Annotated in this window: 17 protein-coding genes; 13 read left to right on the forward strand and 4 right to left on the reverse strand. The window is 73.3% G+C overall.

Going from position 1 to position 13,816, the window contains the following annotated elements; genetic code table 11:
• Positions 1 to 152 precede the first annotated feature (152 nt).
• From eccB to Q3W68_RS05705, 9 genes are all read left to right on the forward strand, one after another.
• Positions 153 to 1,622 carry a type VII secretion protein EccB gene (gene eccB, locus Q3W68_RS05665; RefSeq protein ID WP_302904412.1) on the forward strand — a complete coding sequence of 490 codons (1,470 nt, stop codon included), beginning with the start codon at positions 153 to 155 and terminating at the stop codon, positions 1,620 to 1,622.
• A 116-nt stretch (positions 1,623 to 1,738) separates the two neighbouring features.
• Positions 1,739 to 2,110 carry a hypothetical protein gene (locus Q3W68_RS05670; protein ID WP_174533452.1) on the forward strand — a complete coding sequence of 124 codons (372 nt, stop codon included), beginning with the start codon at positions 1,739 to 1,741 and terminating at the stop codon, positions 2,108 to 2,110.
• Positions 2,103 to 3,389, forward strand: a complete 1,287-nt coding sequence (locus Q3W68_RS05675) for a WXG100 family type VII secretion target (protein ID WP_302904413.1) — start codon at positions 2,103 to 2,105, stop codon at positions 3,387 to 3,389. Before Q3W68_RS05670 ends, Q3W68_RS05675 begins: the two co-directional genes overlap by 8 nt.
• Positions 3,390 to 3,550: 161 nt before the next feature.
• A complete protein-coding gene (locus tag Q3W68_RS05680; RefSeq protein ID WP_302904414.1) occupies positions 3,551 to 3,970 on the forward strand; it encodes a hypothetical protein in 420 nt (139 codons plus the stop codon).
• Between the two features lie 147 nt (positions 3,971 to 4,117).
• Positions 4,118 to 4,948 carry a hypothetical protein gene (locus Q3W68_RS05685; RefSeq protein WP_302904415.1) on the forward strand — a complete coding sequence of 277 codons (831 nt, stop codon included), beginning with the start codon at positions 4,118 to 4,120 and terminating at the stop codon, positions 4,946 to 4,948.
• 67 nt (positions 4,949 to 5,015) lie between these two features.
• The gene (locus tag Q3W68_RS05690; RefSeq protein WP_302904416.1) at positions 5,016 to 5,351 is read left to right on the forward strand and encodes a YkvA family protein; all 336 of its coding nucleotides are present in this window, start codon (positions 5,016 to 5,018) and stop codon (positions 5,349 to 5,351) included.
• 30 nt (positions 5,352 to 5,381) lie between these two features.
• Complete coding sequence (locus Q3W68_RS05695; RefSeq protein ID WP_302904417.1) at positions 5,382 to 5,795, forward strand: pyridoxamine 5'-phosphate oxidase family protein; 414 nt, start codon at positions 5,382 to 5,384, stop codon at positions 5,793 to 5,795.
• Positions 5,796 to 5,941: 146 nt separating this feature from the next.
• A complete protein-coding gene (locus Q3W68_RS05700; RefSeq protein WP_302904418.1) occupies positions 5,942 to 6,553 on the forward strand; it encodes a C39 family peptidase in 612 nt (203 codons plus the stop codon).
• A 123-nt stretch (positions 6,554 to 6,676) separates the two neighbouring features.
• Complete coding sequence (locus Q3W68_RS05705; protein ID WP_302904419.1) at positions 6,677 to 7,264, forward strand: hemerythrin domain-containing protein; 588 nt, start codon at positions 6,677 to 6,679, stop codon at positions 7,262 to 7,264.
• A 70-nt stretch (positions 7,265 to 7,334) separates the two neighbouring features.
• Here Q3W68_RS05705 and Q3W68_RS05710 read toward each other — a convergent pair whose 3' ends face one another.
• Positions 7,335 to 7,517, reverse strand: coding sequence for an antitoxin (locus Q3W68_RS05710; protein WP_091414789.1), 183 nt, complete (start codon positions 7,515 to 7,517; stop codon positions 7,335 to 7,337).
• 130 nt (positions 7,518 to 7,647) lie between these two features.
• Between Q3W68_RS05710 and Q3W68_RS05715 the strand changes: the two genes are divergently transcribed.
• Positions 7,648 to 8,799, forward strand: a complete 1,152-nt coding sequence (locus tag Q3W68_RS05715) for an AI-2E family transporter (RefSeq protein ID WP_302904420.1) — start codon at positions 7,648 to 7,650, stop codon at positions 8,797 to 8,799.
• Positions 8,800 to 8,811: 12 nt separating this feature from the next.
• On the opposite strand, the gene Q3W68_RS05720 is transcribed toward Q3W68_RS05715, so the two are convergent.
• Positions 8,812 to 9,465 (reverse strand): dienelactone hydrolase family protein, encoded by a 654-nt coding sequence (locus Q3W68_RS05720; protein WP_302904421.1) that lies wholly within the window; start codon positions 9,463 to 9,465, stop codon positions 8,812 to 8,814.
• A 213-nt stretch (positions 9,466 to 9,678) separates the two neighbouring features.
• Here Q3W68_RS05720 and Q3W68_RS05725 point away from each other — a divergent pair, with 213 nt between their 5' ends.
• The 3 genes from Q3W68_RS05725 (at position 9,679) to Q3W68_RS05735 (ending at position 10,629) form a co-directional block, all read left to right on the forward strand.
• Positions 9,679 to 10,071 (forward strand): MerR family transcriptional regulator, encoded by a 393-nt coding sequence (locus tag Q3W68_RS05725; protein WP_302904422.1) that lies wholly within the window; start codon positions 9,679 to 9,681, stop codon positions 10,069 to 10,071.
• Positions 10,041 to 10,388 carry a thioredoxin gene (trxA, locus tag Q3W68_RS05730; RefSeq protein ID WP_302904424.1) on the forward strand — a complete coding sequence of 116 codons (348 nt, stop codon included), beginning with the start codon at positions 10,041 to 10,043 and terminating at the stop codon, positions 10,386 to 10,388. Before Q3W68_RS05725 ends, trxA begins: the two co-directional genes overlap by 31 nt.
• A 61-nt stretch (positions 10,389 to 10,449) precedes the next feature.
• Entirely contained in the window at positions 10,450 to 10,629 is a 180-nt protein-coding gene (locus tag Q3W68_RS05735; protein WP_302904425.1) for a hypothetical protein, read from the forward strand.
• A 42-nt stretch (positions 10,630 to 10,671) separates the two neighbouring features.
• On the opposite strand, the gene Q3W68_RS05740 is transcribed toward Q3W68_RS05735, so the two are convergent.
• Both Q3W68_RS05740 and Q3W68_RS05745 read right to left on the reverse strand, forming a co-directional pair.
• Positions 10,672 to 13,044 carry a glycoside hydrolase family 65 protein gene (locus tag Q3W68_RS05740; RefSeq protein WP_302904426.1) on the reverse strand — a complete coding sequence of 791 codons (2,373 nt, stop codon included), beginning with the start codon at positions 13,042 to 13,044 and terminating at the stop codon, positions 10,672 to 10,674.
• The gene (locus Q3W68_RS05745) at positions 13,041 to 13,793 is read right to left on the reverse strand and encodes an HAD family phosphatase (protein ID WP_302904428.1); all 753 of its coding nucleotides are present in this window, start codon (positions 13,791 to 13,793) and stop codon (positions 13,041 to 13,043) included. The genes Q3W68_RS05740 and Q3W68_RS05745 overlap by 4 nt, the downstream gene beginning before the upstream one ends.
• Positions 13,794 to 13,816: the final 23 nt, after the last annotated feature.

Raw genomic sequence — 13,816 nt, forward strand, 5'->3', positions numbered from 1 at the left:
CCCTTCTGGACATCCTGGGCATCCGCCGGGCGGGTGCGGTCGTTCGGGCGGCGGACGGGGTCCGGCGCACCCCCGACGGCCCCTTATCGTAGGGAAGCCCGCGGCGCTGTTCGGACCTGTCGCCGTGGACCCACCCCCGCCGGAGGTTAGTCATGCGGACCCGCCGCGATCAGGTGCAGGCGTACCGCTTCGTCACCCGCCGCATCGTCTCGGCGCTGCTCTCCGGTGATCCGGAGACGAACGACCTGCCGATGCGCCGCCTCGGCATGGCGGTGTTCGGCAGCGTCATCGCGGCCGCCGTGGTGCTCGGCGGCGTGGGCGCGTACGGGCAGCTCACCAGCAACTCCGCGCCGCTGGAGCCGAACACGCTGGTGATCGAGCGGGAGACCGGCGCGACGTACTACTTCGGCGAGGACAGGGTGCTGCGCCCGACGCTCAACTACGCCTCGGCGCGGCTGATCGTCAACGACGCCGCGGCACAGCCGCGCACCATGTCCCAGGCGTCGATCAAGGACCGTCCACGCGGGCGGCTGGTCGGCATCGTGGGCGCCCCGGACGACCTGCCCGATCGCAAGTCGCTGGTCGGGCTCCCCTGGTCGGTGTGCGACGTGCCGGATCCGAACGACCCGCAGCGCTCCACCACGCACCTGGTGATCGACCGCGCGCTGCCCGGCGGCACCCCACTGACCGACCGGGCCGTGGTGGTGCGGACCAGCGACGCCCGCTACCTGCTCACCGGCGGTTCCCGGCTGCGGGTCGCCGGTGACGAGCAGGCGCTGGTGGCGTTGAAGATGGCCGGCGCGACGAACCTGACCGTCGGGCAGCAACTGCTGAACGCGGTGCCGGTCGGGCCGGTGCTGCGCAAGCCGACGATCGCCGGTGACGGCAGCGCGAGCGGGCTCACGGTGGCCGACCGGCCGGCCCGGATCGGGCAGGTCTACCAGGCCGCCGGCCAGTACTACGTGCTCACCCGGCAGGGCCTGGCGACCGTCCGCGAGGTCACCGCGCTGCTGCTGCTCGGCGGCGGCGGCGAGGTGACGCAGATCACTCCGGACGAGGCGGGCCGGCTCCTCACCGACCAGCGCCTGGACGCGGACGGCCTGCCGGCCCGGCTGCCGACGTTGCACGAGGTCCGCCCGGGGCGGACGGTGCTCTGCGCCACCTACCGGCAGGGCCCGGCCGGTCAGCCGCCGACCACCACGCTTGAGGTCTTCGACTCCCCGCCGGCCGAGCTGACCTCGGCGACCGCGATGCCGACGCGGCAGGGCGCCCGGGACGCGGTACGCACCGCCGAGAGCGTGCTGCTACCGGGCGGCAAGGGCGTGCTGGTGCAGGCCACGGCCGGGGAGAGCGGCAAGGCGGCGGCCGGTTCGACCGTCTACCTGATCACCGCCCAGGGCATCCGCCATCCGCTCGGCACCGCCGGGGGTGACGCGAAGAGCGCGCTCGGGTACGGCGACGTGACGCCGCTCGCCGTACCCGCCTCGCTGCTGGCGCTGGTGCCGACCGGCCCGACGCTGTCCCGCGAGGATGCGATGACCTACTTCGATGCGTCGGCGCCCACGGGGGTCACCGCGACACCCACTGCCGGTGGCGCGGCGGCGCAGGTCCAGGGCGGTTGAGCGGGTCCCGGCCGATCCGAAGTGGAGGATCTCCGTCACGGGTCGCCCGGGGTGGCTCGCTTCGACTAACCTGAGTACGGCGAACGGGTATCGACGATGACTACGGGGATGCAGCCATGACGGGGCGCACGACAGTAGACGTACTGTCCTTGGAGGACTTTCACCAGCGGCTCGAGCGTCGCCTGCACGAGGCGGAGTCGGTGTTGCGCAAGCTCAACACCCAGATGCAGTGCCGCCCGCCGGCCCTCGGCACGTTCACCGACGCGACCGACAACGCACGTCGCTACTCCGAGACCCACCAGAGCTACGTCAACCACGTCGACCGGCTGCGCCGGGCGATCCTGGCCGCCCGCGAGGCGACCCAGAAGATCATGACGAACTACAAGACCGCCGAGGCCCGCAACGCCGCCGCCGCGGCCGACATCGCCGCCGCCCTCTCCGGGCTGAACGAGGCGATGAAGCAGCCGAAGGAGGACCCGCGTGTCTGAGTACACCCGTCGCTACGAACACGTCAGTCACGAGGAGCTCTACCAGGGCGTCAACGCCGGCGACCCGAAGCAGATCGAGGCGCTCAGCGCCCAGTGGACCTCCCTGAAGGGCACGCTCGACGATCTCGGCCGCGACCTGACCGCCGACCTGGAGGCGCTGGCGAAGACCTGGACCGGCGACGCCGCACGGGAGTTCCACCGCCGGCTGGACATGGTCGTCCGCTACTCCGGCAACCTCGCCGAGGGCATGACGGGTATCCGACAGGGCCTCGACATGATGTCCAGCGAGCTACGGGCCGCCCAGTCCAAGGCGGAGAGCCCGGAGAAGACCGACGACAACGACAAGCTGCTCTCCGGTGCCGGCAAGGGCTTCCTGATCGGCGGCGCCCCGGGCGCGGTGATCGGCGGGATCGTCGGCCACCAGCAGGACAAGGCCGAGCAGGAGAAGGCGCACCAGCGGATGGTGCAGGTCGTGGCGAAGCTCGCCGAGGGCTACGACTTCTCGGCGTACGGCCGGATCGTCGTACCGGACCCGCCGGAGACCGAACTGCCCGGCCACACCGGCAACGGTGACCCGACGCTGCAGAACGGCCCGTCGGTGAAGACGCCGTCGTCCGGCCCGAGCCTGGGCAGCTTCGGCCCGGGCGCGAGCGCCACCGCCACCACGTCCGGCGTGCACCACACGGCCCCGACCGCCGGCACGCCGGGCGAGGGCACGCCGGGTGCGGGCACCCCGGGCGGCCAGCCGGGCGCCGGTGCTCCGGGTTCGGTGCCGGCCGGCGGCACCGTCGACCCGACCGGCACCTCGCTCGCCGGCGCCGCCCCGCTGACCAGCACCGCCGGCGGTCCGACGATCGGGGGCGGCCCGGGCTTCGGTCCCGGCGGCTCCGGCCCGACGACGATGAGTGCCGGCGGAGGCGGTGGCAGCCTCTACGGCGCCCCCGGCGTGCTGAGCACCGGCTCGCTCGCGGGCACCGGCGCCAACTCGGCGTCGGCGGCCCGCCTCGGCGGCATGCCCGGCGCGGACACCCGCTCGGCGGCCGGCACGGGCCGGCTCACCTCCGGTCGTGGCCTCGTGGTCGACGGCGGGAGCAAGTCCGCCGAGCGCACCGGCGGCGCCACCGGGCGGCCCGCGATGGCCGGCCGCGGCGGTGTGCTGGGCGGGCGCGGTGGCCACGGCGACGACGAGTCCGACGGCCGGCTGACCTGGCTCACCGAGGACGAGATGGTCTGGGGCGACGGAGACGCCGCCCCGCCGCCGGTGCTCGGCGGCAACTGACCCCGGCGCACACGAGACGGCGCGGCACCCCGGCTGGGGCGCCGCGCCGTCTCGCGTCGGGCCCTGCGTGGGCCTCCGTCCACACCGACCCGTGGGGTGGCTCACGTAAACCGCAAGATCCTTGAGCTGCGAGATCCTGCGCCGACCGATAGGTTGAAACGGTGCTGCCCGTAGCGTTCGCCCCGTCCACCTGGACGGCGACGCTGCGCCGGATCGCCCGCACGGCCGTGGCCGGCCTGGTGCTGATCGTCGGTCTCCAGGGCATCGCCGCCGCGCCCGCCCACGCCGACGCGGCCCCGCACGCCGCCACCGCCTCGCACGCCGTCGCCACCGAGCACGTCGCGGCGATCGAGCACGCCGCGACGCGGCAGACGGTCACGACCGGCGCCGCGCGTTCCGCCGAACTGACGGCGGGCGACGCCCCGGCCGCCGCGCTGCGGACCACCGGTCCCGGCACCGGCCCGGCCGTCACCGAAGCTCCTTCCGCCGACTCCGCCGGGCGCGTTCCCGGCGTCGAGGTCGTCGCCGCCGCCGACCCCGGCCGGGCGGACATCGCCCGTCGCGGTCCGCCGCGCGCCTGACCGGGCGCCCTCCCCGGCGCGGTCCCACGGGCCGCACGCCTCGCGCCCCGCGCGCGTCCCGTCGCGTCTGAAGTCACGACGCGCACCCGCCCGGATGTCCGGGCCACAACCGTTGATCGTCCTTCGTTCCACCCCGAGGTGCTGGTGATGCAGACCGTCTTCTCCACCGTCCTGCCCGACATGCCCGCGGCCGCCGTGATCTGGCTGGTCCTGCTCGCCGTGGCCGCGACAGTGGTCGCCGCGCTGATCGTCCGCCCGTCCCGGTTCCGTTCGGAACTGGTCGACCGGATCAGTGACGCCGCCCGGCCGAGCAGCATCGAACGCGCCGAGCGGGCGCGCGTACGGGACCAGGAGCGGATCCGCTACGCCGACGAGGTGGCCGTGGCAGCCTCCCGGGCGACGGCGACCGCCGAGCGGAGCCGCGCCGAGTGGCTGACCGCCCAGGAGGAGGCCGAGGCCGCCTGGCAGGCCTATCAGGCGGCCGAGGAGGACGTCCGGCGCCTGACCGCCGCCGCGGCGCTGCCGCTGCCCCGGACCGCCAAGACCCCGGCCGAGTACGCCGACCGGGAGCGCTGGCTGCACCGGGCCGCGATGGACGCCCAGTGGCGCGACGAGATCACGGTGCGGCAGCTCAGCGACATCCTCGGCGGCAACGGCTGGGATCCGAGCCGGCACCCGGTGGAGCAGGAACTGCTGCTGCGCCGGCTGGTCCGGGACAACATGGCGGCACGGCACCGGGCCGCCACGCAGCGGGAGCAGGCCGCCTGGCAGGCAGCCGAGCGGGCCGCGGCGGCGGCGCAGAGCCTGCGCGACGAGGCGTTCGCGGCACTGCACCCGGTCGCCGAGCCGCAGACGGAACTGTCCATCGTCGGGTTCGCCGGCCCCGAGTCCACCCGGGAACTGCCGACCGGTGCGGGCGTGGAGACCACTCGCGAGCTGACCCCGGTGGCCCGGGGCCGGGCGGCCGTGGCGGCCTGAATTCCGCGGCGACTGCGCGGGGCCACTGTTGCGGGCGGCCCGGGCCCGGCTCCGCTAGCGTGGTGGCGTGTCCCGTGAAGCCTGGGTGCTGGTCGTCCTCGCCGCCGTCCTCGCGGCGGCCATGCTGGCCGGGGCGGTGCTGCTCGCCGTCCGGGTGGTGCGCACCCGCCGTATGCTCGGCGCGCTCGGCGCCGGCGGCAAGGTCGCGTTCTACGGCGCGCTGATCTACACGATCCTGCCGGTGGACCTGCTGCCCGACCCGATCTACCTGGACGACATGGGCGTGCTGGCCGGCGCGCTGTTCTACCTGGGCCGGCTGGTCGCCAAGCACCGCGCCGAACAGCGGGCCGCCGGGGAGTCCCCGGTGGCGACGTTGCCGCCCGGCGGGGCACCCCGCCGCTGAGGCGTCACCGGCACGGAACGAGGAGACGGCATGGCGGCACGGCACCGGTTGGATCCGCACGACGAGCGGGTGGCCCGTTTCTTCGCGGGCCGGCACCTCGCCACGCTCACCACACCGCGTGCCGACGGCACTCCGCACGTCGTACCCGTGGGGGTGACCTTCGACCCCGCGGCCCGGCTGGCCCGGGTGATCACCTCGGCCGGGTCGGCAAAGGCCCGGCACGTGGCGGCGGCCGGGCCGGACGGCGTCCCGGTGGCGGTGTGCCAGGTCGACGGCCGCTGGTGGCTGACCGTGGAGGGCCGGGCGGTGCTGCGCCGCGACCCGGAGTCGGTGGCCGAGGCCGAGCGCCGGTACGCCGAGCGGTATCGCACGCCCCGTCCGAATCCGGAGCGGGTGGTCATCGAGATCGCGGTGACCGGGCTCCTCGGAAGCCTGCCCGGCTGAGGCGTCTGTCCGGTTCCACGGTGGCCCCGGTCACGCCCGGAAATGGGCTGCCGCGGCAGGGCGGTTGAACTCTCCGTACGCCGAGCGCCACTCCTGGTGCCGCGTCTCCCGCACGGAGCCGTCGACCCCCGAATGGAGCCTCGACCATGAACCCGATCATCCGTAAGTGTGTGCTGTCCGTCGCCGGTCTGGCCGCGGCCGGCGGTGCCGTCGCCGGTCCGGCCGCCGCCGCCCACGCCGCCCCGGTCAAGGGCAAGGGTGACCGCACCGCCGACTACGAGTACCAGGCGCAGCCGAACTTCTTCTACTGCGGTCCCGCCTCGACCCGGATCGCGCTGTCGGCCGAGGGCAAGGACGTGAGCCAGGACGAGCTGGCCGCGAAGCTCGGCACCACCGAGAACGGCACCGACTCGGCCATCGACATCACCCGGGTGCTCAACGAGTACACCGGAGGCAAGTACCGGACCACCGAGATCCGCGACGACGTGGCCACCCGGGAGCAGGTCGAACGCCTGCGCGCGGACATCCGTGCCGCAGTGGACGACGACCGGCCGGTGGTGGCGAACATCCTGGGCGGCGCGCGGGACATCGACGGGGTGGAGCACAGCTACCCCGGCCACTACGTGACTGTCGTGCGGTACGAGGGCGACGGCGACCGGGTGCTGATCGCCGACCCGGCCCGGCCGGACGAGCCGACGTACTGGATGGACGTGACCGAGCTGGCCAACTGGATCGCGGGCCGCGGTTACAGCTCCTGACCCACAGCGACGGGCCGGTCTCCTTCGCGGAGACCGGCCCGTCGTCGTCCGGTGGGTTCGGCCCTCCGAGCTGGGGTAGTGGCGCAGACAAGCCGTTCCGCAACCCACCGCTTGGGGGCTGACATGACCGATGTGAAGCAGGACGTGGTAGACGTCCTGACCGCCGACCACCACGAGTTCGAGGCGATCTTCGTCGAGCTGGAGAGCCGGCAGGGCACGCCGGAACACCGCCGGCAGCTGGCCGACGTGGTGATCGCCGAGCTGGTGCGCCACGCCATCGCCGAGGAGCAGTACGTCTACCCGGCCGCCCGCAAGGCGCTGCCCGACGGTGACCAGATCGCCGAGCACGAGATCTCCGAGCACGCCGACGCCGAGCGGACCATGAAGGAGCTGGAGTCGCTCGACCCGTCGGAGGCGCGCTTCGACGAACTGCTGGCACACCTCACCTCGACCATCCGGCACCACGTACAGGATGAGGAGAACGACCTGTTCCCTCGGCTGCGCGCGGCCTGCGCCCGGGAGGAGCTGGTCGAGCTGGCCGGCAAGGTGGAGGCGGCGAAGAAGTCCGCGCCGACCCGGCCGCACCCGGCGGCGCCGGATCGCCCGCCGGCGAACCGGCTGCTCGCCCCCGGCACCGGGCTGGTGGACCGGATGCGCGACGCGCTCTCCGGCCGTCCCACCACGATGCAGGAGCTGCGCGAGAAGTCCTGACCCGACGCCGCGGCGCCACGCTCCCCGGAGGCGGGGCCGCCGTCGTGTCCAGCGCCGGAGCGGGTGTACGTCAGCGCCCGGTGTCGCCTTCGCCGGTGCGCTGCTGCGCTGTGTCGACACCCTTGTCGATCTGGTTGTCGTACTTGCCGCCGGTGCGCTTGTCGGCCGCGTCACCCGCCTTCTCGATGCCCTGGTCGACCTGCTTGTCGTGCTTGTCCGCGAAGTCCTTGGCCTTGTCCATGAAGTCACCCATGTCGCATCTCCCTTCGATACGTTGAATGCCTTCCCTGGGGCCGGGGGCACAAACACCGGGTGGGCGATCTCTGCCCTGGTGTCGGATCGACCCGCGTCGGGTACCAACGGCCACGATCGAGGAGGGCGACGTGGACGACGACGCTGGAATACCCGGGCGCGCACCGGCCGCCGGACCGCGGCAGACCTGGGCCGGACTGCCCTGGCCGGTACGGACGGCGGTCACCTGGAGCGCCTGCCTGCTGGTGGTGACGGCCGGGTTGTGGCTGCTGGGGCAGATCGCCGTGCTGCTCGCGCCGCTGGCGGTGGCGTTGGCCGGCACACTCTTCCTGGCCGCGCTGCTCGACCCGGTGCTGGTACGCCTGCGCCGGCTGCGGGTGCCGGCCGGGCTCGCCGCGCTGCTGAGCATCCTGCTGCTGCTCGGCATCCTGGGCGGCGCCGGCGTCCTGGTCTGGAACCTCACCGCGAGCCAGTTCGGGGAGCTGAGCCAGCAGCTCGACGAGGGGTTGCAGCGTACCCGCGACTTCGTCACGTCCAGCCTGCCGGTCACCGACCAGCAGCTCGACCGGCTCGTGGAGCAGGTCCGGCAGGGCCTGAGCAGCGGCGCGCCCGATCCGGTCGCCGGAGCGCGCAAGGTCGCCGAGGTCGCGGGCGCCCTGCTGCTCGCCCTGGTGTTGCTGTTCTTCCTGCTCAAGGACGGCCGCTCGATGTGGCGCTGGGTGCTGCGCCGGCTGACCGGCCCGCGCCGGGAGCTGACCGCCGAGGCGGGACGGGCGGGGTGGCGGACGCTCGGCGCGTACAGCCGGGGCACGATGATCATCGCGGCCATCGACGCCATCGGCATCGGGCTGGCCCTGGTCGTCCTGCGTGTCCCGCTGGCCCTGCCGCTCGCCCTGATCACGTTCCTCGGCGGGTTCGTGCCGATCATCGGCGCCACGGTGGCCGGTGCGGTGGCGGTACTCGTCGCGCTGGCCGCGAACGGTCCCACCACAGCGCTGCTGACCCTGGCCGCCGTGATCGCCGTCCAGCAGATCGAGGGCAACCTGCTGGAACCGCTCGTGATGCGGAGGCAGGTGCAGCTGCACCCGGCGGTCATCCTGGTGGTGGTCACCGCCGGCACGCTGGTCGCCGGCGTCGCCGGGGCGTTCGTGTCGGTGCCGATCGCGGCGGTGCTGTGGCGGGTGCTGGACACCGTGCAGCGGCACCGAGCGGCAGACCGCAGCGGCACCGACGTACCCGTGCCGACCACCGACCCGGGCCGCGCCGCCGAGGCCGCGGGCTGACTCCGCCGCCGTTCAGGCGGGATGCGGCTGGCGCAGGTGCGTGGTGAACCACGTACCTGCCTGGTCGGCCACCTGCTCCAGCGTGCCGGGCTCCTCGAACAGGTGCGTGGCGCCGGGCACGATCCGCAGCTCCGCCACCTCGCCCAGCGCGTCCCGGGCCTGCTCGTTGAGCACGATCACCTGCTCGTCGAGGCCGCCGACGAGCAACAGCGTCGGTGCGCGTACCGCAGTCAGTGAGCTGCCGGCCAGATCGGGCCGGCCGCCTCGGGAGACCACAGCGCCCACCTGGTCCGGCCGCGCGGCGGCGGCCACGAGTGCGGCGGCGGCGCCGGTGCTGGCGCCGAACAGCCCGATCGGGAGCCGCCCCAGCTCCGGGTCGGCGCCCATCCAGTCGACGATCGCGGCCAGGCGCTCGGCCAGCATGCCGATGTCGAAGCGCAGTTCGGCGGTGACCTCGTCGCGGGCCTCCTCGTCGGCCGTCAGCAGGTCGACGAGCATCGTGCCGAGCCCGCACCCGTTCAGCGCACGGCCGACCGCCATGTTGCGCGGGCTGTGCCGCGAGCTGCCGCTCCCGTGCGCGAACAGCACCACCCCCTGCGCCTCGGCAGGCACCACCACGTCCCCCACGAGCCCGCCGTCCACCACCGGCACCGAGACCTCACGCATCCACCTCACCGCCTCCCGCTCCCGGCTCTCCCCCGCTCTCCCCCGCGCATACCCCCTCACCCACGCCCCCACCGCGTCGATCATGAAGTTGGCGGCAGTTTCCGAGATCCACAACGCCGCCAACTTCATGGTCGACGGGGAAACGCGGGGTTGCGTTGACGTCGGCGGCAAGGTTTAGCGTCAACCGGCAGAGAGGGACGGGGAGGGCGGCGGATGCGGATCGGGGAGCTGGCGCAGCGGGCCGGTACGAGCACCCGCACTCTGCGCTACTACGAGGCCCACGGGCTGGTCCGGCCCAACCGGTCCGCAAACGGATACCGGGTCTACGACGAGGCGGAACTGCGCGTCGTCCGCGAGATCCGGTCCCTGCTGGCGATCGGCTTCGGCCTGGACGACATCCGCCCGTTCGTCGCCTGCCTGCGTGCCGGAAACGACTCCGGCGACGTCTGCCCCGATTCGGTGGCGGTGCTGCGGCGCAAGCTCGCCGAGGTGGACGACTACCTCGGCCGGCTCGGCGACGTCCGCCGCCGGCTGCACGACCAGCTCGCCCACGCGATCGCCCAACGGGAGGAAACATGCCTCAGGACACGGGGACCGACCGGCTGACCCCGGTCACCGACGACACATTCGCGGCGACGGTGCTGGCCGCCGACCGCCCGGTGGTGGTGGACTTCTGGGCCGAATGGTGCCCGCCGTGCCGGGTGGTGTCGAAGCACCTGGCCGAGCTGGCCGAGGAGTTCGGCGACGCGCTGCGCTTCGTCACACTCAACACCGACGAGAACCCGGCCACCGCGCGCGCCCACCGGATCATGTCCGCGCCGACCATGCTGGTGTTCCGGGGCGGCGAGGTGGTCGGCTCGATCGTCGGCTCCCGCCCGAAGGACCACCTGCGGCGCAGCTTCGCCCAGCACGTGGACGGTTGAGCCGCCGCCGGGCGGGAACGCGCCGGGTGACCACGGACCCCGACCGATCGCGAGGATCGTCATGGCGAAACAGGACAGGTCCCGGGAACAGGAACTGACCGACCAGGAACGCCGTAAGCAGGAGCTGAAGGACTCGCCGGACTGGGCCGACCGCGCCGCCACGGCGCGTACCGCCGACGACCCGCGGGCTGCGGCGCCGCGCGACGCCGGCGGGCGTCCGTCCAACGGCCGCCAGTTCTGAGGTACGCGTACCGAGCGGTCCCGCCCCTCGTGGCGGGACCGTTCAGTTCGTCCGCTCCGGCAGGTGCATAAGCGGCGCGCGGCCCTGCGGTTGCTCCGGCTGCGCCCCGCTCGGGTGTGCCGGTGGCACCGCCACGGTGACCGGCTGCGCGGAGGTGACCCGCAGCGGCTCACCGTGATGCCGCAGCTCCACGACCGTGTCCGGGCCGCCGTTGCGCAGCGAGTACGTCGTCTGGTGCGGTCGCACGTCTACCCGCAGCCGCATCCCGCGCCACTGGAGCGAGAACTCCAGGCGGCTGAGGCGGCTGGAGAGCCGGGGCGCGAAGGAGAGCGTCCCGTCGTGGTCCCGCAGCCCGCCGAACCCGGCGACGAGCGCGATCCAGGCGCCGGCCAGGGACGCCATGTGCACGCCGTCGCGGGTGTTCTCGTTGAGGTCGTGCAGGTCCATCAGCGCGGCCTCGCGCAGGTAGCGGTGGGCCAGTTCGAGGTAGCCCACCTCGGCCGCCAGCACCGCCTGGGTGCAGGCGCTCAGCGACGAGTCGCGTACGGTGCGCCGCTCGTAGTAGACGAAGTTGCGCAGCTTCTCGGCGGCGCTGAACGCGTCGCCCCGCCAGTGCATGGCCAGCACCAGGTCGGACTGCTTGACGACCTGCTTGCGGTAGAGGTCGAAGTACGGGTAGTGCAGCAGCAGCGGGTACTTCTCCGGCGGCGTGTGCTCGAAGTCCCACTCCTGGAAGCGGGTGAACCCCTCCACCTGCTCGTGCACCTCGGTCTCCGCGTCGTACGGGACGTGCATGTCGTTCGCGGCGTCCCGCCACGCGGCGGCCTCCTCCTCGGTGACGCCGAGGTCGAGCGCCTGGTCCCGGTAGCGCATCGCGCAGTCCGCCGCGGTACGCAGGTTCCGCTGGGCCATCAGGTTGGTGTAGACGTTGTCGTTCTTCACCGCCGTGTACTCGTCCGGGCCGGTCACGCCGTCGATGTGGAACCGTCCGGCCCGGTCGTGGTGGCCGAGCGAACGCCACAACCGGGCGGTCTCGACCAGCAGTTCCAGGCCGATCTCCCGTTCCAGCGTCTCGTCGCCGGTGACCAGCACGTAGCGGCGCAGCGCGTCGGCGACGTCGGCGGCGATGTGGAACGCGGCGGTCCCGGCCGGCCAGTACGCCGACGACTCCGGCCCTTCGATGGTGCGCCACGGGAAGGCGGCGCCTTCGAGGTTCAGCGTGCGGGCGCGTTCCTGCGCCTGGGCCAGCGTGTCGTACCGCCACTGCAACGCGTCCCGTACCGCTCCGGGCTGCGTGTACGTGAGCACCGGCAGCACGAACATCTCGGTGTCCCAGAACGCGTGGCCGTCGTACCCCGGGCCGGTGAGGCCCTTGGCGGCGATCGGCCGCCGTTCCGCGCGGGCGCCGGCCTGGAGGACGTGGAAGAGGCCGAACCGGACGGCCTGCTGCACCTCGGGGTCGCCCTCGACGCGCACGTCCGCGGCGTCCCAGAACGCGTCAAGGTATTCGCGCTGGGCCCGGCGCAGTCCGTCCCAGCCGTCGAGCCGGGCCGCTGCGAGCGCCGCGCCGACCTGGTCGCGCAGCGCCGGGAGCGACCGCCGGCTGGACCAGCCGTACGTGAGGTACTTGACCACCCGGAGCTTCTGGCCGGGCTTGAGCACGCAGCCGATGGTGGTGCGGACCCAGTCCTCGTACCCCTCGCTCTCGATCGTGGTGCGTTCGGGCCCGTCGACGTCGTGGCCCATCGCGGTGGCGACCCGCAGGCCGCTGACCTTGGTCCGGTGGATGAGCTGGCCACCGTCGTCGGTGGTCAGCTCCTCCTCGGCCTGCAACGGCGACTCCAGCACGGCGGCCACCCGGGGGTCGCGGCTCTGCGGCGGCAGCGACTCGTTGGCGACCAGCTCGGACTGGAGGATCAGGCGCAGCGGCCCGTCGACCGGCTCCACCTCGTAGTGGATGGCGGCCACCGAGCGCTGGGTGAACGACACCAGCCGGGTGGTGCGGACCTTCACCTCGCGGCCGGCCGGGGAACGCCAGTGCAGGTCCCGCTGGAGCGTGCCGGCGCGCATGTCGAGGACCCGCTCGTGGGCGAGCAGCTCGCCGTAGCGAACGTCCAGCGGCTCGTCGTCCACGAGCAGCCGGATCAGCTTGCCGTTCGTGACGTTGACGACGGTCTGCCCCGACTCGGGGAAACCGAAGCCGGCCTCCGCGTACGGCAGCGGGCGCAGCTCGTAGAACGAGTTCAGGTAGGTGCCGGGCAGGCCGTGCGGCTCACCCTCGTCGAGGTTGCCACGCAACCCGATGTGGCCGTTCGACAGCGCGAACACCGACTCGGACTGGGCCAGCACGTCCATGTCGAGCTGCATCTCCCGGACGTGCCAGGGCTCGACCGGGTACGCCCGTTCCCGGATCACGCGGCCGGCTCCGGGGCGAGCAGGTCGGCGAGGTCGGTGACCACCACGTCGGCGCCGTGCGCCAGCAGCTCGTCGGCCTGGCCGACCCGGTCGACGCCCACCACGTACCCGAATCCGCCGGCCCGCCCGGCGGCCACCCCGGCGAGGGCGTCCTCGAAGACGGCGGCCCGCGCCGGTTCCACACCGAGCAGCCGGGCGCCTTCCAGGAACGTGTCCGGGGCCGGTTTGCCGCGCAGCCCGCTCGCGCGGGCGACCACGCCGTCCACCCGCGCCTCCAGCCAGCGGTCCAGCCCGGCGGCGTGCACCACGGCGGCACAGTTGGCGCTGGCCGAGACGACAGCGCGGCGCAGTCCGGCTGTGGTGGCTGCCTCCAGGTAGCGCACCGAACCCTCGTACACCTCGACGCCGTGCTGCTCGATCCGCTGGAGCAGGACGACGTTCTTACTGTTGCCGAGGCCGTTGACGGTGTCCGCGTCGGGCGGGTCGTCCGGCGATCCCTCGGGCAGCGTGATGCCGCGCGAGGCCAGGAATGTGCGCACCCCGTCGGCGCGCGGTCTGCCGTCCACGTACCGGTTGTAGTCCGGTCCGGGGTCGAACGGTTGGAACGGCTCGCCGGTTTCGGCGGACCGTCGCCGCAGGTACGCGTCGAACGTCTCCGCCCAGGCGGCGTTGTGCACCTTGGCGGTCTGCGTCAGCACACCGTCCAGATCGAAGAGACAAGCGCTCACGTGCGCGGGGAGGCCCAGCATCGCTTGAATCTAACCAGACCCCG

Source organism: Micromonospora sp. C28ISP2-4, assembly GCF_030519385.1.
Taxonomy (GTDB): Bacteria; Actinomycetota; Actinomycetes; order Mycobacteriales; family Micromonosporaceae; genus Micromonospora; species Micromonospora tulbaghiae.

Bases quoted from the DNA above. Each gene is read 5' to 3' on its own strand.
- eccB (WP_302904412.1), top strand. From the start codon at position 153: ATGCGGACCCGCCGCGATCAGGTGCAGGCGTACCGCTTCGTCACCCGC.
- Q3W68_RS05670 (WP_174533452.1), top strand. From the start codon at position 1,739: ATGACGGGGCGCACGACAGTAGACGTACTGTCCTTGGAGGACTTTCAC.
- Q3W68_RS05685 (WP_302904415.1), top strand. From the start codon at position 4,118: ATGCAGACCGTCTTCTCCACCGTCCTGCCCGACATGCCCGCGGCCGCC.
- Q3W68_RS05695 (WP_302904417.1), top strand. From the start codon at position 5,382: ATGGCGGCACGGCACCGGTTGGATCCGCACGACGAGCGGGTGGCCCGT.
- Q3W68_RS05700 (WP_302904418.1), top strand. From the start codon at position 5,942: ATGAACCCGATCATCCGTAAGTGTGTGCTGTCCGTCGCCGGTCTGGCC.
- Q3W68_RS05705 (WP_302904419.1), top strand. From the start codon at position 6,677: ATGACCGATGTGAAGCAGGACGTGGTAGACGTCCTGACCGCCGACCAC.
- Q3W68_RS05710 (WP_091414789.1), bottom strand. From the start codon at position 7,517: ATGGGTGACTTCATGGACAAGGCCAAGGACTTCGCGGACAAGCACGAC.
- Q3W68_RS05720 (WP_302904421.1), bottom strand. From the start codon at position 9,465: ATGCGTGAGGTCTCGGTGCCGGTGGTGGACGGCGGGCTCGTGGGGGAC.
- Q3W68_RS05725 (WP_302904422.1), top strand. From the start codon at position 9,679: ATGCGGATCGGGGAGCTGGCGCAGCGGGCCGGTACGAGCACCCGCACT.
- trxA (WP_302904424.1), top strand. From the start codon at position 10,041: ATGCCTCAGGACACGGGGACCGACCGGCTGACCCCGGTCACCGACGAC.
- Q3W68_RS05735 (WP_302904425.1), top strand. From the start codon at position 10,450: ATGGCGAAACAGGACAGGTCCCGGGAACAGGAACTGACCGACCAGGAA.
- Q3W68_RS05745 (WP_302904428.1), bottom strand. From the start codon at position 13,793: ATGCTGGGCCTCCCCGCGCACGTGAGCGCTTGTCTCTTCGATCTGGAC.